20 protein-coding genes and 1 pseudogene are annotated in these 20,245 nt (G+C 68.8%); 8 read left to right on the plus strand and 13 right to left on the minus strand.

Translation table 11 applies throughout. The features are described from left to right. Positions 1–6: 6 nt before the first annotated feature. Positions 7–3,558 (minus strand): ABC transporter ATP-binding protein, encoded by a 3,552-nt coding sequence (locus AB0H52_RS03070; protein ID WP_151488176.1) that lies wholly within the window; start codon positions 3,556–3,558, stop codon positions 7–9. 1,006 nt (positions 3,559–4,564) lie between these two features. Between AB0H52_RS03070 and AB0H52_RS03075 the strand changes: the two genes are divergently transcribed. Next, positions 4,565–5,125, plus strand: coding sequence for a hypothetical protein (locus tag AB0H52_RS03075; RefSeq protein ID WP_357944889.1), 561 nt, complete (start codon positions 4,565–4,567; stop codon positions 5,123–5,125). A 113-nt stretch (positions 5,126–5,238) separates the two neighbouring features. On the opposite strand, the gene AB0H52_RS03080 is transcribed toward AB0H52_RS03075, so the two are convergent. Next, complete coding sequence (locus AB0H52_RS03080; protein WP_151488178.1) at positions 5,239–6,078, minus strand: DUF4081 domain-containing GNAT family N-acetyltransferase; 840 nt, start codon at positions 6,076–6,078, stop codon at positions 5,239–5,241. Between the two features lie 193 nt (positions 6,079–6,271). On the opposite strand from AB0H52_RS03080, the pseudogene AB0H52_RS03085 reads away from it, so the two are divergent. Further along, positions 6,272–6,439 (plus strand): annotated as a pseudogene (locus AB0H52_RS03085) (PadR family transcriptional regulator); the annotation flags it as partial. A gap of 83 nt (positions 6,440–6,522) precedes the next feature. Here AB0H52_RS03085 and ispG read toward each other — a convergent pair. The 8 genes from ispG to AB0H52_RS03125 form a co-directional block, all read right to left on the minus strand. Continuing rightward, the gene (gene ispG / locus AB0H52_RS03090) at positions 6,523–7,695 is read right to left on the minus strand and encodes a flavodoxin-dependent (E)-4-hydroxy-3-methylbut-2-enyl-diphosphate synthase (protein ID WP_357944893.1); all 1,173 of its coding nucleotides are present in this window, start codon (positions 7,693–7,695) and stop codon (positions 6,523–6,525) included. Positions 7,696–7,703: 8 nt separating this feature from the next. Then, positions 7,704–8,954, minus strand: a complete 1,251-nt coding sequence (locus AB0H52_RS03095) for a site-2 protease family protein (protein ID WP_357944896.1) — start codon at positions 8,952–8,954, stop codon at positions 7,704–7,706. After that, positions 8,954–10,165 carry a 1-deoxy-D-xylulose-5-phosphate reductoisomerase gene (dxr, locus tag AB0H52_RS03100; RefSeq protein WP_357944899.1) on the minus strand — a complete coding sequence of 404 codons (1,212 nt, stop codon included), beginning with the start codon at positions 10,163–10,165 and terminating at the stop codon, positions 8,954–8,956. Before dxr ends, AB0H52_RS03095 begins: the two co-directional genes overlap by 1 nt. A gap of 146 nt (positions 10,166–10,311) precedes the next feature. Continuing rightward, positions 10,312–10,971 carry a Uma2 family endonuclease gene (locus tag AB0H52_RS03105; RefSeq protein ID WP_357944902.1) on the minus strand — a complete coding sequence of 220 codons (660 nt, stop codon included), beginning with the start codon at positions 10,969–10,971 and terminating at the stop codon, positions 10,312–10,314. A 106-nt stretch (positions 10,972–11,077) separates the two neighbouring features. Further along, positions 11,078–11,293 (minus strand): hypothetical protein, encoded by a 216-nt coding sequence (locus AB0H52_RS03110; protein ID WP_357944905.1) that lies wholly within the window; start codon positions 11,291–11,293, stop codon positions 11,078–11,080. Positions 11,294–11,306: 13 nt separating this feature from the next. Further along, a complete protein-coding gene (locus AB0H52_RS03115; RefSeq protein WP_357944908.1) occupies positions 11,307–11,714 on the minus strand; it encodes a hypothetical protein in 408 nt (135 codons plus the stop codon). 29 nt (positions 11,715–11,743) lie between these two features. Then, positions 11,744–11,941 carry a DUF397 domain-containing protein gene (locus AB0H52_RS03120; protein ID WP_151488184.1) on the minus strand — a complete coding sequence of 66 codons (198 nt, stop codon included), beginning with the start codon at positions 11,939–11,941 and terminating at the stop codon, positions 11,744–11,746. Continuing rightward, positions 11,931–12,812, minus strand: a complete 882-nt coding sequence (locus AB0H52_RS03125; protein ID WP_151488185.1) for a helix-turn-helix transcriptional regulator — start codon at positions 12,810–12,812, stop codon at positions 11,931–11,933. Before AB0H52_RS03125 ends, AB0H52_RS03120 begins: the two co-directional genes overlap by 11 nt. A 138-nt stretch (positions 12,813–12,950) precedes the next feature. Here AB0H52_RS03125 and AB0H52_RS03130 point away from each other — a divergent pair, with 138 nt between their 5' ends. The 5 genes from AB0H52_RS03130 (at position 12,951) to AB0H52_RS03150 (ending at position 16,327) form a co-directional block, all read left to right on the plus strand. Continuing rightward, positions 12,951–13,193: a hypothetical protein gene (locus AB0H52_RS03130; RefSeq protein WP_151488186.1), complete on the plus strand. Its 243-nt coding sequence runs from the start codon at positions 12,951–12,953 to the stop codon at positions 13,191–13,193. Continuing rightward, positions 13,190–13,456 carry a hypothetical protein gene (locus AB0H52_RS03135; RefSeq protein ID WP_151488187.1) on the plus strand — a complete coding sequence of 89 codons (267 nt, stop codon included), beginning with the start codon at positions 13,190–13,192 and terminating at the stop codon, positions 13,454–13,456. The genes AB0H52_RS03130 and AB0H52_RS03135 overlap by 4 nt, the downstream gene beginning before the upstream one ends. A 610-nt stretch (positions 13,457–14,066) precedes the next feature. Continuing rightward, positions 14,067–14,432: a type II toxin-antitoxin system RelE/ParE family toxin gene (locus AB0H52_RS03140; RefSeq protein WP_151488196.1), complete on the plus strand. Its 366-nt coding sequence runs from the start codon at positions 14,067–14,069 to the stop codon at positions 14,430–14,432. After that, the gene (locus tag AB0H52_RS03145) at positions 14,429–14,746 is read left to right on the plus strand and encodes a helix-turn-helix transcriptional regulator (protein ID WP_151488197.1); all 318 of its coding nucleotides are present in this window, start codon (positions 14,429–14,431) and stop codon (positions 14,744–14,746) included. The genes AB0H52_RS03140 and AB0H52_RS03145 overlap by 4 nt, the downstream gene beginning before the upstream one ends. Before the next feature lie 552 nt (positions 14,747–15,298). Further along, the gene (locus AB0H52_RS03150) at positions 15,299–16,327 is read left to right on the plus strand and encodes a transposase (RefSeq protein WP_357944914.1); all 1,029 of its coding nucleotides are present in this window, start codon (positions 15,299–15,301) and stop codon (positions 16,325–16,327) included. A gap of 176 nt (positions 16,328–16,503) precedes the next feature. Here the strand turns inward: AB0H52_RS03150 and AB0H52_RS03155 are convergent, their stop codons facing one another. Then, on the minus strand, positions 16,504–16,902 hold the full coding sequence (locus AB0H52_RS03155; protein WP_357944917.1) for a hypothetical protein: 399 nt from the start codon (positions 16,900–16,902) through the stop codon (positions 16,504–16,506). 582 nt (positions 16,903–17,484) lie between these two features. Further along, positions 17,485–17,955: an NUDIX domain-containing protein gene (locus AB0H52_RS03160; RefSeq protein WP_357945094.1), complete on the minus strand. Its 471-nt coding sequence runs from the start codon at positions 17,953–17,955 to the stop codon at positions 17,485–17,487. Here AB0H52_RS03160 and AB0H52_RS03165 point away from each other — a divergent pair. Continuing rightward, a complete protein-coding gene (locus AB0H52_RS03165) occupies positions 17,848–19,284 on the plus strand; it encodes an IS66 family transposase (RefSeq protein WP_357944920.1) in 1,437 nt (478 codons plus the stop codon). The two genes, AB0H52_RS03160 and AB0H52_RS03165, sit on opposite strands and share 108 nt — an antisense overlap. Before the next feature lie 66 nt (positions 19,285–19,350). On the opposite strand, the gene AB0H52_RS03170 is transcribed toward AB0H52_RS03165, so the two are convergent. After that, complete coding sequence (locus AB0H52_RS03170) at positions 19,351–19,716, minus strand: hypothetical protein (protein ID WP_151490960.1); 366 nt, start codon at positions 19,714–19,716, stop codon at positions 19,351–19,353. Positions 19,717–20,245: the final 529 nt, after the last annotated feature.

The raw sequence follows: 20,245 nt of genomic DNA on the forward strand, positions 1-20,245 counted from the left end.
CCGACGTCAGCCGGCGAGGTGCGACCAGTCGCCCTCCAGGTCGCGCCACGACCCCTGGGCCGCCACCGTGCCGCCGAGCAGCACCACCACGTGGTCGGCGCGGACCAGCGCGGCCCGCTTCGCGGTCGAGCCGACGACGGTCACCCCGTGCTCGCGCAGCGCCTCCCACAGCGCCAGCTCGGTGGTGACGTCCAGCGCCGACGACACGTCGTCCGCGACCAGCAGTTCGGTACGCGGCGCCAACGCCCGTGCCAACGCCAGCCGCTGAAGCTGACCGCCGGAGAGCCGGGTGCCCTTGTGCCCGATGAGCAGACCCAACCCGCCGCCCGCGGCGGCCAGGTCATGGTCGAGCTGGGCGGTGGAGATCGCCGCGGCGGCGTCCACCTGGTGGCCGAGCGTGACGTTGTCGGCCACCGTGCCGGAGAGCACCCGGGGCAACTGACCGACGTAGCCGACCTGGTTGGGTCGCAGGAACAGCTCGGGCTCGGTGACCGGGTCACCGTTCCACGACAGCTCCCCGGTGTGGTGCACGATCCCGGCCAACGCCCGCAGCAGGGACGACTTTCCGGAGCCGACCGGCCCGACGACCAGCACCAACTGCCCGCGCGACACGGTCAGGTCGACGTCGCGCACGGCCAGCACGCCGTCGGAGTGCACCACCCCGAAGCCACGCAGCTCCAGCCGGCGCAGCGGGTGGCGGGGCGGCGACGTCGGCGCGGGTGCCGTCCCGGCGACCAGGTCCACGTCCGGCACGGCCGCCGAGTACGCGCTCACCCCGGTCATCGCCACCGTCCGCCGGGTCCACACGCGCGCCGAGGGCAGCTGGGAGATCAGCGACGCGGTGGTCCAGGCGATCCAGCGGGCCGCCGACAGGGTGGCGACAGCCACCAGGACCGCGCCGGCGGAGAGGTCACCGGCCAGATAGAGCGCCCACGCCGCGATCGGCAACAGGCCACTGGCCAGCGACGGGGTGGAGCGGGACCACACCTGCACGCTGATCTCCCGGCGCTGCCGGTCACTGCGCAGCGCGTCCAGGTTGGCCAGGTGACGCAGCACCGACCCGGTCGCCCCGGCCAGCTTCACCGACCGTGCCGCCGACAGCGTCGAGACCAGCGCCGTGGCGAAGGCGGCCCGGGCCGCGACGGTGGCCCGCGCCGAGCGCTCCAGCTTTGGCCCGAAGAGCGTCGCGGCCAGCCCGGAGACCACCATCGTGCCGGCGAAGAACAACGCCGGTACGAAGCTGCCGGAGACCAGCGTCATGGCCACCACCAGGACCACGGCGACCATCTGGTCCAGCACGTTGTCGGCGAGCTGGACCACCCGCTCGGTGTCACCGCCCTGCGCCACCACCTCGGCCGGGGTGTGTCGGCTGACCCGACGCGGCCCGGTCTGCCCGTGCACCAGGCGCAGGCTGATCCGCAGCATCTGACCCACCCACCACTGGGGGAACCAGATGTGGGTGTAGTACGGCACCGGCAGGGTGACCAGCAGCCCGGCGACGATCCCCAGCGCCGGCAGGTACGGCCCGCCGACGCCGTCGACCAGGTCGGCCCAGAGCCAGGGCAGCACCGGGCCGTCCAGCCCGAGCAGGGTGATCAGCAGGAACATCGCGACCGCCGCCAGCCCGTACCGGGGGTCGTTGCCGCACAGCCGCACGATCTCCCGCAGCGTCCGGGCCCTGGGGTCGGGCGGCAGCGGCGGCGGGTCGGCCCGCGCCGGCGCGACGGGACGGTCTCCCGCGCCGTCCGGCCGTTCGGCGGACTGGTCCGGCCATGGCCCCGTCGGCGCCGGGTCGGCCGGCAACGGCAGGTCCGGCCAGGCCTCGCCGGGGGCGGGGAGCAGATCGGTGGCGGTGCGCCCCGCCGGCCCGGCACCGACGTACGCGGCGGCGTGGCTGGTCGCCAACAGCTCGGCGAAGCGGGTCGACGCCTCCAGCGGGCCGGCCTCCACCACCGCGCCGTCGGCCAACACCACCACCTCGTCGCAGCGGCGCACCGAGGAGAGCCGGTGTGCGATGACGACGCCGATCCGGTCGCGCAGCAGCCGCTCGGTGGCCCGCTGCACCCGCGCCTCGGTGACCGGGTCGAGCCGTGCCGTGGCCTCGTCGAGGATCACCACGTGCGGGTCGCGGACCAGGATCCGGGCGAACGCCACGAGCTGCTCCTGCCCCGCCGAGAGGACGTGGCCGCCCTCGCCCAGCCGGGTCCCCAGGCCGTCGGGCAGCTCGGCGATCCAGCCGGTCAGGCCCAGCTCGTCGAGGGCACGAGCGGCGGCATCGAGCAGCGCCGGGTCGAAGAGCGCCACGTTCTCGGCCAGCGTTCCGGCGAGGATCTCGGTGCGTTGCGGCACCACGGCCACCCACCGGCGCAACTCCTCGACGTCGAGGTCGCACAGGTCGGTGTCGCCGAGGAAGACCGCCCCCGGTGGCACGTCCACGGCCCGGGTGAGCACCTTCGCCAGGGTCGACTTCCCGGAACCGGTCCGACCGATCAACGCGTACGAGCGACCACGGGTGAAGGTGAGGCTGACCCCGCGGAGCGCCGGCCCCCGAGCGCCCTCGGAGTCGCCGACCTGGTAACCGAAGGTCAGGTCACGAATGCGCAGGTCACCGTCGGTGGGACTGACCCCGCCCGCCGGCTCCTGCCGGGCATCCTGGAGCAGTTGCACCCGGGCCCAGGCACCCAGCGCGTACTGCAACTCCGGCACCATCCGGCTCAGGTGCTCGACCGTGGCGCCGAAGGCCAGGGCGAGCAGCCAGACGGCGGTCAGCCGGGCGGCGTCGATCTGGCCGGTGGCCAGTGCCCACGCTCCGCCGAGCACCACCGCGGCGATCCCGCCCCGGATCGTCGCCGCGGCTGTCGCGTTCACCCGGGCCGACATCACCCACACCCGCCGGCCGCGGGAGAGCACGGCCGCGGCCCGTCGGGCGTACAGCCGCAAGACGTACGGCCGGGCCAGGCTGGTCCGCACGTCGTCCTGCCCGTGGACGGCCTCCTCCATCACCGCGGCCAGGTCCGACCACGCCTCCTCCTCGGCCATCCGGGCCGGGGCGATCCGCGCGGTCGGCCGGCGCAGGCCGACGGCGAGCGCCACGGTGAGCGCCAGCATGGCGAGCCCGGCCGGCCACCAGACCGCCAGCGTGACCACCATCGACAGCAGGCCCACGCAGAGCCCCTGGGCCAGCCGGGTGCCCTCGTTGCGCACCGACGAGGCCACCTGGTAGACGTCGCCGTCGATGCGGTCCAGCATCTCGCCGACCGGGGTGGTCTCCAGGGTGGGCAGGTCCTGCCCGAGAGCCACCTGGCACAGCCGCCGTCGGACGTCGGCGGACCAGTCCGCCGTCAGGCTGGCCATCAGCAGGCTGACCGCGAGGTCGCTGAGCACCACGGCGACCAGCGCCACCGCCAGCACCGTGAAGAAGCCGGTCGAGCGGTGCAGCAGCACCGGGCCGGCCAGCGCCGACGCGCCCGCCTGACCCGCGGCGCCGAGGACGATCAGGATGGCCACGACCGTCAGGCGGCGTGGCGAGGTGCCCCACAGATCACGGAGCAGGCGCATCGGAGGTCCTCCGGACGTGGGTGGCGGAACACCCAGCGTGCCGGCAACACCCCCGTCGACTCAACCGATTTACCCGCCCTGAGCAGGGCTTCCGGTCAGGTCTGCGCAACCCTTCGCACGATGCCGAGCAAGCCCTGTTCGGACCGGCCACGAATCGTCTAGTCGTCCACGGTGGTCGCAACTCGGCGCTGCCGTCGGCGAGGGTGCCCAGCCCGGCGGCCAGTTCGTCGACCTTGCCGCGCGCGGCGGCCACGTCGTCGGCCAGGTGCGGCGCCGCGTCCGCGATCTGCCGCGCCGTGGCGGCCATCGCGGTCATCCGCTTGCGCAGCGCGGTCAGGTCGGCCTGGTCGAGGCAAACATGACCCAGCGTAGGTGCGAGGCGTGATCACCAAAAGATCGCCATATCGGGGCATCAACCAGCCCTGGACGCCCCGCCTTCATGGAATCCGAGTGGATCACCGCCCGCACGGCTCACATGGGCCGTGGCTGGTCGCGTGGGGTCGGCGGTTTGTCCGGCCGTGGGGGTTTGTTGCTGTGACCCGGCCGCGCCTGCCGTGCCGGATGGGGGCTCTGTCCGTCTCGGGGCCTTCTGCGCTGTGACCGGGTGCACCCCGGCGGCGGAATCATGCCGGGCCGGGGGTCGTTACACACCCTGACGATCGCAGGACCACCGCCGCCGGCTCGACCCCGACGCGGGGTTGGAATGCCCGGCCCGGTCCGGTCGTTGCAGACCCGGCCAGCGACCAGGCGCCGCCGTGATGCGGGCGCCGCTGGATGGGTCCGCCCCCGGGAATGACCCCCGGCCCGCCGGTCGTTGCATCCGGTCCCGGCGCCCCGAGCCCCCGCGCTTGGTAGGCCGCCGACACCGGCGCCGCGAGCCCCCGGCTCGCGGGTCCGCAGACTTTCTCCCGTGTGTTTGTGCAGCGCCGGACGAGGTGCTCACACCCTGCCCGCCGTTTTCCCCCTTGGCGGTGTGGGTGTTCCTACCCCCGAAGGAGCTACCCCCATGACCACGATCTTCCGTAAGAGTGTGCTGTCCGTTGCGGGTCTCGCGTTCGCCGGTGGTGTGTTCGCCGGTCCGATCGCCGCCCACGCCAACCCGGTCGACGCCAAGCCCGTCGCGGTGGCGGTGCAGACTGGTGCGCCGAAGCCGCAGGGCGAGCAGTCGCACATCGACCTCAACGGTGAGCAGACCGCGAACGTCAAGGCGATCATCGCCGCGACGAAGAAGGCCGGCCTGCCCGAACGCGCCGCGGTGATCTCGATCGCGACGAGCTTGCAGGAGTCGAAGCTGGAGAACCTCGGCCACCTCGGCGATATGAACGACCACGACTCGTTGGGCCTGTTCCAGCAGCGCCCGAGCTCCGGTTGGGGCACGCCGGAGCAGATCACCGACCCCGGCTACTCGACGACGGCGTTCCTCAAGGGCCTCAAGCAGGTCGACGGTTGGCAGGACATGGCGCTGACCGACGCCGCGCAGACCGTGCAGGTGTCGGCCTACCCGGACGCCTACGCCCAGTGGGAACAGCAGGCCACCGACCTGGTCAACCAGCACTGGAACAGCTGACACACCGAAGGCCGGCACTCGACAGAGTGCCGGCCTTCGTCATACCCAGACGTGAATCGTGGATCGAAGACAGGCCCGCGACCACAAGGAACGCCGTGGGCAGAAGCCCCCGCTCAGAAGAGGACGGTGGCGAGGGTGCCGACCGGTTGGAAGCCGCAGCGCTCGTACACCCGGCGGGCCGGAAGGTTGAAGTCGTTGACGTACAGGCTGACCGTGGGGGCGACCCGGAGCAGCGCGTCGCGTACCACTGCGGCCATCGCACCGGCGGCGATGCCGCGACCCCGCCACTCCGGCGCGACCCACACGCCCTGGACCTGGGCGGTCCGTTTGGTCACGACGGCCAACTCGGCCTTGAACACGACCTTGCCGTCGACGAACCGGGCGTACGCGCGGCCGGCGCGGACCAGGTCGTTGACCCGGCGGCGGTAGCTACGACCGGCGTCCTCGGCCAGCGGGGAGACGCCGACCTCCTCGGTGTACATGGCGACGGCTGCCGGAAACAGTCGGTCGACCTCGCCGGAGCGGACGCGGCGTACCTCTGGATCGGCCGGTACGGCCGGCAGGGTGTCGGTGGCCAGGAGCGGCTGGTTGGGGCGGACGTCGCGGGCCGGGCCCCACGTGCCGGAGAGCCGGTCCCAGAGGCCGAGGACGGCGTCCGCTCGGCCGACGATGGAGGAGCAGAGCCGCTCCTCCCCGGCGAGCAGATCGGCGAAGGCGGACACGGCGGCGTCGCTGGCGAGCACCGGCGTCAGGTTGCCGCCGAGCCAGCACAGCGATTCGAGGTTGCGCCGGGCGCCGTACCCCAGGATCCGCCCTTCGGCCCGCCACCAGGACAGCCCGCGCGCGGCGATGCGCTCGGCGACCTGCGCGCCCGCGAACGGGTCACGATCGAGCAGGCGCTCGACCGCGCGGCGCTCCGATTCCCCCAGTTGCCGTACCGGCACCGTCAGCACGACTACCAGCCTGCCAGATCCACCCCCCACCTCGCCGGCCGAGTGGCGAGCCCGGCCTCAGACGGTCAGCGGCTCGGTGGCCGGGCTGGTCGAACGGGTCCGGCCGGCCCACCCGACAACCGGGGGCACCAGGGCACCGAGCGGGAGGAACAGCACTCCCAGCGCGATCCACCCAGGTACGGCTTGTGCCGCCCAGGGCACGGTGAGCAGCTGGCACGACATCCGCGACTCCGGCGCGCAGGCGATGAACGCCCTGCGGCAGGTGATGATGAACGGCACCGACGACCAGCGTGAGCGGGCCGCCCAGGTGCTCGACGAAACCCGCCGCAAGCTGTATGCGATCCTCGCCGAATCCGAGTGACGCGCGCCAGCGCCACACGAGCACAGCGCACAGAAAAGCGGCCGTTCCCCGTGCGGGGAACGGCCGCTTTTCCACAAGGAAAATCAGTGCACGGTGACCGTCGGGCCGGTGACCAGCCCGCGCAGCTCCTCGGGAAGCTCGGCGCCCATCTCGTCGGCGATCCGCAGCGCCTCTTCGATGAGCGTCTCCACGATCTGCGCCTCGGGCACCGTCCTGACGACCTGCCCCTTGACGAAGATCTGGCCCTTGCCGTTGCCCGAGGCGACGCCGAGGTCGGCCTCGCGGGCCTCACCCGGACCGTTGACGACGCAGCCCATGACGGCGACCCGCAGCGGCACCGGCAGCCCTTCCAGGCCGGCGGTGACCTCCTCGGCGAGCTTGTACACGTCCACCTGGGCGCGCCCGCAGGACGGGCAGGAGACGATCTCCAGGCCGCGCTCGCGCAGACCCAGCGACTCCAGGATCTGGTTGCCGACCTTGATCTCCTCGACCGGCGGGGCGGACAGCGACACCCGGATGGTGTCGCCGATGCCCTCGGCGAGCAGGGCGCCGAAGGCGACCGCCGACTTGATGGTGCCCTGGAAGGCCGGGCCGGCCTCGGTGACGCCCAGGTGCAGCGGGTAGTCGCACTGTTCGGCGAGCTGCCGGTACGCGCGGATCATCACGACGGGGTCGTTGTGCTTGACCGAGATCTTGATGTCGCGGAAGCCGTGCTCCTCGAACAGCGAGCACTCCCACAGCGCCGACTCGACGAGCGCCTCGGCGGTCGCCTTGCCGTACTTGGACAGCAGCCGCTTGTCCAGGGAGCCGGCGTTGACGCCGATGCGGATCGGCACCCCCGCCGCCCCGGCGGCACGAGCGATCTCCTTGACCTTGTCGTCGAACTGGCGGATGTTGCCCGGGTTGACCCGGACGGCCGCGCAGCCGGCGTCGATGGCGGCGAAGACGTACTTGGGCTGGAAGTGGATGTCGGCGATGACCGGGATCTGCGACTTCTTGGCGATCGCCGGCAGGGCCTCGACGTCGTCCTGGGACGGCACCGCCACCCGGACGATCTGGCAGCCGGACGCGGTCAGCTCGGCGATCTGCTGGAGCGTGGCGTTGACGTCGGAGGTGAGGGTGGTGGTCATCGACTGCACGGACACCGGCGCACCGCCACCGACCGGCACCGAGCCGACCATGATCTGGCGGCTGGCGCGGCGGGGAGCGAGCGGCGGGGGCGGTACGGCCGGCATACCGAGACTGATTGCGGTCACTTCAGCACTCACCTTGGGAAGAGCGTGATCGGGTTGACGACGTCCGCGGTGATGGTCAGCAACGTGAACACGCCACCGATCAGGATCACCACGTACGTGAAGGGCATCAGTTTGAGGTAGTCGACCCGCCCGGGGTCGGCGCGGCCGATCTTCGCGTACAGCCAGGAGCGCGCCCGTTCGAACCAGGCGATGGCGATGTGGCCGCCGTCGAGTGGGAGCAGCGGCAGCAGGTTGAACACGCCGATGAAGAAGTTCAGTGAGATGAACAGCGTCACGAACAGCAGCCACGCCTTGTTGGCGAACGCCTCGCCGCCGAGCCGGCTGGCGCCGACGACGCTGATCGGGGTGTCCACGTCACGTTCGCCGCCGGTGATGGCGGTCCACAGGGCGGGGACCTTCTGCGGGAGCCGCTGCAACGCCTGGACGGTGCCGACGGCCAACTCCTTGGTGAAGTCGGCGGTGGCGCCGAACGCGGCGACCGGCCCGTACGTCACGCGGGTGGGCGTGGTGGGCACGAGGCCGACGCCGAGCGCGGCCACGGGAGCGACGGTACCCTTCGGGTCGTCGAGCGGCGGCCGCTGGGTCTGCGCGAGGACCGTGCTGGTCGTGCCCGGCTGCCCGTCGCGGACGTAGTCGAGCTTCGCGGTGTCGCCCGGCTTGAGCGCGCGCAGGGCGACGAGCAACTCGCCGTAGTTGTTGATCGGCGTGCCGTTGACCGAGGTGATCCGGTCGCCGTCGCGCAGTTGCGCCTGGGCGGCGGGGCTGGCGGCGTCGCCGGGGGCGCAGGCCCGGGGTGCGCTGTCGGGGATCACGCAGTCGGACAGCGCGATCACCGCCGGCTCCTGGCGGATCTCCGCGTCGGTGGTGGGGAAGTTCTGGTTGGGCAGGCCCAGGGAGACGGCGGCGATCCAGATGGCGATCAGCGCCAGCGCGAAGTGGGTGATCGAGCCTGCGGACATGACGATCGTCCGCTTCCAGACCGGGTAGCGCCACATCGCGCGCGGCTCGTCGGCCGGGTCGACGTCGTCGTCCTGCGCGGTCATCCCGACGATCTTGCAGAAGCCGCCGAGCGGAATGCCCTTGATGCCGTACTCGGTCTCACCCCGCTTGAACGACCACAGGGTCGGGCCGAAGCCGACGAAGTATTTGGTGACCTTCATCCCGAATGCCTTGGCGGTCAGCATGTGACCGGCCTCGTGCAGGCTCACCGAGACGAGAATGGCCAGGGCGAAGAGCGCCACCCCGAGCAGGTTAGCCATCAAGCTCCTTCCACCGAACCCGCGATGATCTCCTGGGCGTGCGCGCGCGCCCACGACTCGGCCGCGAGCACGTCCTCGACGGTACCTGGTTCGGCGAAGTCCGGAGCGTCCTCCAACACCCGCTCCAGGGTGTCGACGATCCCCAGGAACGGCAGCCGGCCGGCCACGAACGCTGCCACGCACTCCTCGTTCGCCGCGTTGTAGATCGCCGGGCGGCAGCGCCCGGCCTCCCCGGCGGCCTTGGCCAGCGCCACGGCCGGGAACGCCTGGTCGTCCAGCGGCGCGAATTCCCAGGTGTGCGCGGCCGTCCAGTCGACGGCGGAGGCGGCTTCGGGCACCCGGTCCGGCCAGCCGATGCCCAGGGCGATCGGCAGCCGCATGTCCGGTGGGCTGGCCTGCGCGATCGTCGACCCGTCGACGAACTCGACCATCGAGTGGATCACCGATTGCGGGTGCACCATGACGGTGATGTCGGCGTAGGGCACGTCGAACAACTCGTGCGCCTCGATCACCTCCAACGCCTTGTTGACCATCGTCGCCGAGTTGATCGTGACGACCGGTCCCATGTTCCACGTCGGGTGGGCGAGCGCCTGCTCGGGTGTGACCTGCGTCAACTCGTCGCACCGCCGACCCCGGAACGGCCCGCCGCTGGCCGTGACGACCAGCCGCCGCACCTCGCCGCGCGACCCGGACCGCAGGCACTGGGCCAGCGCCGAATGCTCCGAGTCGACCGGCACGATCTGCCCCGGCCGCGTCACCGCGGCCTTCACCAGCGGGCCGCCGGCCACGAGCGACTCCTTGTTGGCCAGGGCGAGAGTACGACCACCACGCAGTGCGGCCAGCGTAGGAGCGAGGCCCAGCGAGCCGACCACCCCGTTGAGCACGACGTCGCACGGCCACTGGGCCAGCTCGGTCATCGCGTCCGGCCCGGCCACGATCTTGGGGAGCTTGAAGTCGCCGGTGGCCCACCCACGCCGACTCGCCTCGGCATAGAACGCGAGCTGGAGGTCCTGCGCGGCGGACGCCTTGGCCACCCCGACCACCTCGACGCCCAACTCCAGGGCCTGCGCGGCGAGCAGCTCGACGTTGCCGCCGCCCGCACCCACGGCGACCACCCGGAACCGGTCCGGGTTACGCCGGACGATGTCGACGGCCTGCGTGCCGATCGAACCGGTGGACCCGAGCAGAACAAGGTCGCGGGGGGAAGTCACGCGGCTATTCTTCCCCACCGCCGCTGAACGCCCGCTGGGAGCCTCAGCCGTCGCCCTCCGCGCTCGCGGCGCTGATCAACTCCAGATCGCCGATGTCGGGGTATCCCCAGCTCTCGGACACCCCCACATCGCCGAAACCGTGTCGATCAAGAAGTGCCACCGGCCGAGTCGGTCGCGGCTACATCCGTCGGCCCCTCCTCGTCCAGTAGTTCTGCCGGGTCGATGGCGAACTCGAACGGCTCCCGCATCGCGAAGATGCTCCCTGCCGCAGCGGCGGCCAACGGCCGGTACTCCCCGTCGACCAACTCGAACAGGGCGATGGTCGGCACCCGGTTGCGCAGGTCCACCCGCAGGAAGAACGGCACACCGGCGGCGGCGTACTCCCGGGGTCGATCGATCACGTCCTTGCGTCGATTTCCGGGGGACACGATCTCCCCCAGCAGCACCGCCTCGGCGATGGGAACCGTCGTACGGCCACCACCTGATTTGCGCAGCACAGCGATGTCCGGAATGAAGAGATCATCCCCGGAGAGGACGTTGATCTCCGGATAGACCCAGAATCCGGCCTTCCGCGCAGCACGGTGCAGCACATATGGCAGCTCCCGCTCGACCGACTGATGATCGATTCCCGCGGGTGGTGTCACGATCACGCTTCCGCTCAGGACCTCAACCTTGGGGCCGTTGGTCTCCGGCAACAGGTCGAGGGCGAGCTGCGCGGTCCACGGCTCGTCGTGCCACCGCAGCACGTCGAACGACGGCTCGGTGTGCTGCGGCGCCGGCTCCGGTGCGAACGCTGCCTGGGCCATCCGGGCTCACCCCCTCAGCGGGACATTCTGCTCAGCTCAGCCTAGCCACCGCAGCCCTCAGAACGCGTCATCGCACACCCAGTCCGACAACCCAAGTGACTCACGGTCAACCGCACTGATCCTGATCAACGAGCCGGGGTGGCACGACCCCGTCGCCGTAATTGGCGGCAAGGGTTGCGGCCCACACGTCCGGGACGGTCCAACCGGGAAACGCCCGCAGGAGGTACTCCTGCAGCGCGCCGGATGCGTCCAGCATGGGCCCGAACTGCTCCTGCCATTCGCCGCGCACCGCCGAGGTGGGAAACCCCCGGAAGACCGCCACTTCAGGATCCCGCTCACCCCAGCATCCCCATCTGCGGGAAGGCCCGGTCACCGCAACGACGTTCGCCGAAATCGCGATCGAACCGAAGATGTCTCTGGCAGCCTCGTGACCAAATCAGCGCCCAGTAGTCGTCCTCGCCGGCCTCGACGGACAACGATAGAGCTGGGTAGGACTGGTACTCCGAGAGGTAGTACCCATCGCAATCCGGCTCAAGGACCAGCAGCTCGACGTGCTCGTCGCCATGCCAACGGGCCATCGCAGAGAGCGCCGGCCAGAACTCCGGGGTGAGGACCCTGTCGAACTCACAGAACAGCGACTCGTCGCCGATTTCACGGAAGACCTGGTCGGGCAACCTGACCGAAAGATCGAAGGTGGCTCCGCAGCGGGAGCGGATGTTCAGATAGGCATGGTGATCGGTCACGGCAGACGCTCCCCGGACATCGCGGGACCTCAGCGGCGGGTGGTGAACTGCCTTGCACGGGTCGCCACGACGAAGTCGGACCAGGCCGACTCGGTGAAGGTCAGCGCCGGCCCCTGCCGGTCCTTGCTGTCGCGTACGCCGACCGTCTCGGCGAACCCCGCCACCTCGACGCAGTCGCCCTCACTGCCGGACCGGGTCGACGTACGCCAGACTCCGTCACGCACCATCGGTCATCTCCTTCGCCATGGCCGCGATCGACTCGCGGGACTCGTCGGCGCTGAGCGCCCGCTCGCCGAGGGAGCGCCACGCGTCTTCGTAGATCTCGATCTCGTGGGTCTTGTCAAGGTAGACCGCGCCGCACGGCCCGTCCATGTAGATGGTCGTCGGCTCCGGCTCGCGCACGTCGGACGGGAAGTCGAGCATCGTGAAGGTGCCGGCCTGCGCCCAGCGGACCAGCCCCGCATCGAACGGCAGCACCCGGATGCCGATGTTGTGCTGCCGCGACGACACCACAAGCGACTCCAACTGCCGGGCCATCGCCGCACGATCGCGCAGTGGGCGGCGCAGCACCGCCTCGCTCAGGATGACGTCGAGGCGTGGAGCCCTGGGCACCGCCCGAGCCAGCAGGCGCTGGCGGCGAAGCCGCACGTCGACCTTCGCCTGACGCTCCGACTCGCCCAACTGCGGCTGGTCGGTGGCGATCAGCTCGGTCATGTACTCGACCGTCTGCAACAAGCCCGGGATGAGATCGGCTTCGTACTTCCGAATCCTCGTGGCGGCGGCTTCCAGGCCGACGTACAGCTTGAACCAGTCCTTGATCGCCTCGCCGTAGCTGTGCCACCAGCCGTGCGCCTTGGTCTCCCGGGCCAGCGCCCGCATCGTCTCGATCGTCTCCGGGGACGCGCCGTAGACGCGGCACATGGCCGCCACATCGTTCGGGTGCATGGAGACCTGCCCGGTCTCGTACCGCCAGATCCGGGGTGCCGACCACTCCAATTCCTTGGCCGCCGCGGTGACTGTCACGTACGCGTTTTCGCGAAGCTCTCTCAGGTATCTGCCGAGCTGCCTCCGTGGAACTGTGCTGCCGGAGTCGTCCACGTCATCTCCCTGACTGTCGTCGCGTAAGACACCTCATCCCTTGGTCCGCATTCTGCCCCGAAAGATTGCGCCAGGCCAGCATCAGAATGACGCTCGTTGATGACCACCTCCCCCGAACACCCCGACCGAAGGACGGCCATGGAGACGACCGACGAGCTGCCGCTACCGCCCTACGTGACCAAAGAGGACGTCGTGTTCGCGCTACGGGCGGTCAGCGTGCACGCCCCCGTGCAGCGACCGGACGGCGAGCGCTGCCGCAAGGACGACGCTCGGCACCCGTGCCGGCTGCACCGCTGGGGCCGCCGCGTCCTCCACGAACGCGGCCTGACCGACGGGCAGATCCAGACGTTGGTGGGCGGAGGAACGGTGGTCCTGCCATGAGCGTCGCAACCGAGCCCCGCTGGATCATCCACCTGCCGACCACTCTGACCAGTCTCGACGAGGTCACGGCGCTGGCCGTGGCGCTGCGCGACTCGCTCGGTCACCTCGCCGTCGTCGACTTCGGTGAAACCACGCTCAGCGAGGAGGACGCGCAGTTTCTGCGTACCCGAGTGTTCTGCGACGCCCAGCTCGACGGCGCGGACCGTTGCCGGCGGCCCGACGCCCACGACGGCCCCTGCGGGCTGGCCCGTCGCCGCGGGTGACCCGACGCCGAGCATGACCGATCGTCATGATCGTGCGTCTGATCGACGGATGGCCCAGCGTGTCCTGCTCCGCGAGCACCAGCGGTGTTCATGGTCAAACACGGAGGGGACCACATGAACCAGAAACTTCAGTCGCGCGCGTTCGAGCCGGTGGCGTCGATCCTGCAGCCCGGGGAACAGCCGGTCACCGCGACCCGGGCGATGGTCGGGAGTTACTCGGCGGGTCGACTCGGGACGGTCGCTCGCAGGGACTGATCACGGCCGGCGCCGGGGCGGTGGGCCACGCGCTGTCGCAGACCAAGAAACAGTTCGCCGTCCTCACCGACCGGCGGCTGATCTTCCTCCCGCAGACCGGAGTGTTGCCGGCGAGCACATAGTACGTGTGGGATTTTCACCCCGTCACGCAGTGTGACTTACGTGTTTATGGCGTTTCACCTGACCTTTCGTGGGTGGCGCCTACTCGCCGCATCGAAATCTATCGGTGTTGACGGCGACGATGACGGCAACCTGGAGAGACCGCCACAGGCGGCCCAGGTCCGTCCGGCCCTCCCACGTCGATGGATCGAGCTCGCACCAACGCCCCCGGTATAGCGGATGCTATACTCCGCTGGTGGCTGCTGGCGAGTGGGAGATCTACCTCGTCAACGAGGTACAGGAGTGGATGGACGGCCTCGATCCACTCATTCACGCCCGCGTCGTGCAAGCCATCGATTTGCTCGCTGAAGCTGGCCCCGGGCTCGGCCGGCCGCTGGTCGACACGATCCACGGCTCGTCGATCGCCAACCTCAAAGAGCTGCGCCCCGGCACCGTACGCATCCTGTTCGCTTTCGACCCATGGCGCTCCAGCATCCTGCTTGTCGCCGGAGACAAGGCAGGACGATGGCAGCAGTGGTACACCGAAGCGATCCCCCTGGCCGAGCAACGCTACGAGATCTACCTGAAGGAACGCGCCGAGGAGGAGGGCCGACAGCCATGAGCAGCTACGCCCGCTGGAGCGACATCCGCGCCGCCCACGTCGAGCGCGCCGGCGGCGAACAGGCCGTCGAGGAAGGCAAGCAGGAACTTCTCGCCACCGTGGTCGGACACCGTCTCGCCGAGGTACGCCGCGCGCGGGGTCTGACGCAGCAGCAGGTGGCCGACCGCATGGGCGTCACGAAGGGCCGCGTGTCCCAGATCGAACAGGGCAAGATCTCCGGCCAAGATGTCGTCGCCCGCTACGCCGACGCCCTCGGCGGACGTCTGCACCAAGCCATCTACTTCGACGACGGCGACATCGCCGCCATTGCATAGCTCAATCAGTACGCCAAGATCCGACTGGCTCAACCCTGGATATTCACGGGGTCGTGATCTTGTAACGGTTTCGTGAGGCCCGGAAACGCGGAAGTGCCTGCCAGGCAAGGGAAAATGGTGATTGCGACATCTGCCAGGATCTCTTGCGAGGAGGCACTTCCGACGTGCGTGAGCTTACTGGATGGTCGAAGGACCTGCGTGTCACCGCCGACGGTGACGGGGTGGTGGCGATGGTCGGGGTGGCGGGCCTCCGCATGCTCGCCGACCGCACCGGCCTGACGGCGGGCATCTCCACCGTGCTGGCCAGGCCGGGATTCGATCCGGTCCATGACCGGGGCCGGGTCCTGACTGACATCGCGTGTTCGATCGCCGCTGGCGGGACAGACGTGTACGACATCGAGGCGCTACGGGCCCAGGCCGCGTTGTTCGGGCTCGTGGCCTCGGACACCACCGCCCTGCGCGCGCTGGGTGAGATCAGCGACAGCGCTCTGCACCGCATCGACGCCGCGCGGGCGAAGGCGCGCGCATCTGTGGAGCCTGCTACCGGCTGGCGTGCCGGAGGCGACCTACGCCGGTGGCCTGAGCATGGGCGACACGATCGTGCTGCGGGTGGATGGCACCATCACCGTGGCCCATTCCCGCAAGGAACACGCCGAGGCGACGTTCAAGAAGACGTTCGGGTTCCACAGCCTCGGTGTGTGGATCGACAACACCGGTGAACTGGCCGCCCTGATGCCCCGCCCCGGCAACGCCGGGGCGAACACCGCCGCCGATCTGATCGAGGTACTGCGCCAGGCCATCGCGCAGATACCCGCCAACCGACGCGACGACCTGCTGATCACCTCCGACGGGGCCGGCGCCTCACACACGCTCATCGACTGGCTGCACAGCCTCGACCAGACCGGCGGGCGTCGAGTGGCGTACTCGATCGGGTTCGACGTCGACGAACACGTCCGGGCGGCATGCAACCGCCGGCCCGACGACTGGTGGGTCCCGTGCCTGTCCAACACCACCGGCGAGGTCATCGACGGCCTTCAGGTCACCGAGATCACCGACCTGCTCCGCGAGCGGCTGACCGGCCTGAAACGGCCGAAGACGATGCGGGTCATCGTGCGCCGGCGCAAGCTGTTCGACCACGAACAGGCCACCCTGTTCGACACCTGCGGCTACCGGTACTCGGCGTTCGTCACCAACACCGGCGCCCACGGCCCGGACGGCCTGTCCGTGCAGCGCGCCGACACCCGTCACCGCGTACACGCCCGCGTCGAAGACGACGTACGCACCACCAAGGACACCGGCCTCGGGCATCTGCCGTCCAAACAATGGCAGGTCAACAAGGCCTGCTGCGCCGCCGTCACCATCGCCGTGGACCTCACCGCGTGGATGCGCCTCTACGCGCTGACCAGCGCCCTGGCCAAAGCCGAGCCCAAAACACTGCGTTACCGGATCTTCCAGACCCCCGCACGCCTGGTCCGAGCCCGCCGCTACCGGTGGCTACGCCTACCCCGAACCTGGCCCTGGGCCACCGACCTGGCCACCGCGATCGAGATCATCCGTCGGATGCCCATGCCCGCCACCTGACCACCCACACCACCGCCCCAACGACCAGGAGGAACCCCAGGAGACCACGCCACCGGCGCGACAGCCGGCCCACAACCACACCCAACAGAGCCGATACATCCACCAACAACGATGCAAGCTCGCTGGTCATCGATCGACGCCAGACCCACGAAGAATCAGGGTCGAACGTTTGGAAATCAAAGAGCCGCCCGCTTGCGCCACTCTGCTTCAATTTCGGCGATCATTTCCGTTACGTTCTCATCCGAGAAGACGAACGGGCGCATTTGATCGACCACAGCCTCTCTCTTGACTTCCGGCGTAGGTAACTCACCCCACATTTCAGCCAGGTAATCGCGTACGGCAGGGCGTTCCATTGCTCGCGCTTCGAAGCGACGCCAATCACGCCAACCTTGCGCCTTCCGCGACTCCCCGATTGCTTCGTGATGCGCAATGATCGTCTCAACTAGCCGCTCATGTACGCGACTCAGGAACGGGCTACCTTTCACCGCCCAATCCACATCGGCCGCATTGAAGCGGATCTCCATCAAACCCTTCTGAAGTGCGTAAAGCTCGTCGACGTTGTCGATCTCGAACATACTTCCTCATCATCCGAATGGATTCGGGCCATGGAAAACCACGTCATCGAGTTTGAACCTGAACGACCCCGCGTGCACGAGCTCGTTGGGTTGTGAGCCAGGCGCCAGTTTAGTCCCAGCGGGCAACCTGAACGCGATCAGGTGAGTTCCTCGGTCCCCACCCCTTCCCATGAAGAGCGCGTTGCTCGTTTCCTTAAAGCTAAGCATCTCCCTTGTAAAGTATGTGACGCCCTTTGCGTTCGCAGTTACCACACCGCCGGCCATAATTTTGGCGTGATCACCTTCGGTCGTGTAACGGAATACCACATCGTCGCCTAGCGAGTCCGCAAGGTTATCCACGCTGTGCTTCGCTGCGTCGTTGCAGTTGTGTACGAGCACCGGCGCATCGCCGGCGAGCACATAGTACGTGTGGGATTTTCACCCCGTCACGCAGTGTGACTTACGCGTTCATGGCGTTTCACCTGACCTTTCGCGTGTGGCACCAACTCGCTGCATCGAAATCTATCGGTGTTGACGGCGACGGTGCCGGCAACCTGGGGAGACGTCCACGCCCTTCAGTGGTCAGGGCATCGATGGGTGGCGTTATCCGAGGTAGGGGGTGTCGCGGTGCTCGGCGTGGTGGTGGAGGCGGAGTCGGACGGTGTCGTAGATGGGGATGTGGGCGAAGTCGGTGGGCTGGATGAAGCGGACCTCGGTGGACTCGTCGCTGACGGTCAGCGTGCCGCCGGTGACTCGGGCGAGGTAGGTCACGGTGAACTCCTGCCGGACCTCACCGTCGGCGTACGCGATGACGTGCGCGGGGTCGGTGTAGATGCCGAGCAGGCCGGTGATCTCGATGTCGAGGCCGGTCTCCTCTTTGACCTCGCGGACGGCGCACTGTTGAAGGGTTTCGCCGATGTCCATGGCGCCGCCGGGTAGGGACCAGTTGCCGGAGTCGGTGCGCCGTTGCAACAGCACGCGACCGTGGTCGTCGGTGACGATGGCGGCGGCGCCGGGGACGAGGCTGTTCGCGGTGGGGGCGTGGTCGCGGATTTGACCGCTCGGCTGGAGCAGGTGCTGGGCCGGGTCGCTGAGCTTGAGGCCCGGTTGAAGCAGTCGTCGTCGAACTCGTCGAAGCCGCCGTCGTCGGATGGGCTGGCCAAGCCGGCGCCGAAGTCGCTGCGGGGAAGATCGGGTCGGGGTCCGGGCCGTCCGGCCGGGCAGCCGGGGACGACGCTGGAACAGGTCGCCGACCCTGATGTGATCGTCCGGCATGTTCCGGCCGCCTGTGGGGGGTGTGGTGCCGGTCTGACCGGCGCCTTACCGGTGCGGGTGGCCCGCCGGCAGGTGTTCGACATCCCGGACCCGAAGATCGTGGTGACCGAGCATCAGATCGTCACGGTGGCCTGCCCCTGCGGACAGCGCACCACCGGCACAGCGCCGGCGCAGGCGACCGCACCGGTGGCCTACGGGCCGCGGCTGGCCGCGATCGGGGTGTACCTGCTGCACGGGCAGTTCCTGTCGGTCAGTCGCACCGCTGAGGCGCTGTCCGACCTGTTCGGCGTTCCGGTCGCCGCCACCACGGTGGCGTGCTGGGTCAAACGCACCGCCCTCGGGATCATCGACAAGGTGTTGCCGGTTATCGGCGACCGGGTCGCAGCCGCGCCGGTGGCCCACTTCGACGAGACCGGCTTGCGTACCGCCGGGAAGTTGGCATGGCTGCACTCCGCCTCCACCGCCACGGATGTGCTGCTCAGCGTGCACCCTCGACGGGGCACCGAGGCGATGAACGACGCCGACGTGCTGCCCCGGTTCACCGGCGTCGCGGTGCACGACGCGTGGGCGCCGTACGACACCTACACCGCCGCCACCCACGCCCTGTGCAACGCCCACGTGCTGCGGGAGTTGGTGTATGTCACTGACACCGCCACCGGGCAGGTCGCCGACCTCTCCCAGCAGGCCATCACCGCCCTGACCAGCTTGTGGCGGCTCGTGTGCGCCGCTCGCGCCGAGGACCGCGAACCCGACCAGAGGGTGATCGCCGAACCGCTACACCTGCTGCGTTCCGCCGTGATCCTCGGCGCTGAAGCGACCACCGCCCGGACCACCCCGCTGGAACGCAAACACCACAACCTGTTCCTGCGGCTACGCGAGCGGCGAGCCGACTACCTGCGGTCCGTCACCAACCCTGCCGTGCCGTTCGACAACAATGCGGCGGAGCAGACCATCCGGATGCCGAAACTGCGGATCAAAGTATCCGGGAGCATGCGCACCCTCACCGGCGCGCAGCACTTCGCCGCGATCCGCAGCTACACCGCCACCGCGACCAGACAAGGCATCAACACCCTCGACGCCCTGATCCAAGCCGCCACCGGCAACCCCTGGATCCCCACCACCACCTGATCGTCTCCTCAACCGTTCCTACCTGCCCAAACAGAGACACCTATCCAGTTACTCCGACTTTAAGCATCAGGAGGCCGCCGGGTTGGACTTCACGACGAACGTGACTCGCCTGTCGCCCGCATTCGCATAGCGGGCAAAGAATTGTCTTGCGGTCGCTCCAACTCGCGCCTCACGAATCTCTGCCAGCTCCCCTTCCACAGACTCCGTGTACCAGTTCTCACCTGACGGGTAGTACTCGCCATTTTTAAACTCCCAAAGGTCTCCGCCAAGCAGAGCCACACCGTTCACCAGAAGTATTTTGAGCACTGCAGGAGCTGCGGAGAGGGGAAAGCAGTACTCTTTCGATCCAGCGACCGCACTGAGATCAAAGGCAAGTTCAGCCAGGTCAGGAGGCAGCAAACTGAGCATGTTGGACTGAACTTCGCTGACCATGGTTACTTCATCCTCCGATCAAAGAATCGATGGTTAATCGAACCATCAGACTCAACAATCCAATGGAACGTACCCCTCGAACCATTCACGGAGCCGGGAAGCTTTACATGCAGACGTGAAATCCCGTCACCCCCCTTGACCATCGACGTATCCCGCATCGTTGGCAAGGTGTCAATTGACGCAGGGAACGCATGATCATCGCCACTCTTGATCTGCTCCTGAACCTTCTCCGTGTACCGTGTGCCCTGAAGCGGATTAGCGTCCGGCCGCTCCGGCCCGAGTGGCTTGCCCGCCATGTACGGCGCAGGAGTGTCGCCACCGCAGTTGTGTACGAGTACCGGTGTGTTGCCGGCGATCACATAGTACGTGTGGCGTTGTTACGGCGGCTGCGGCGACGTCATGGTGTCGATCTTGGCAGGGAGCTGGGCTTTCGCTCAACCTCCCGTCGACAGTTAATCGATTGTCGACGATTTTGACCGCAGTCGTGACAGCAACGTGGGCGCACGTCGGGCTGAGCGAGCCGTCGGCC

This window comes from Micromonospora sp. NPDC050695 (assembly GCF_040654415.1).
Classification (GTDB): Bacteria; Actinomycetota; Actinomycetes; order Mycobacteriales; family Micromonosporaceae; genus Micromonospora.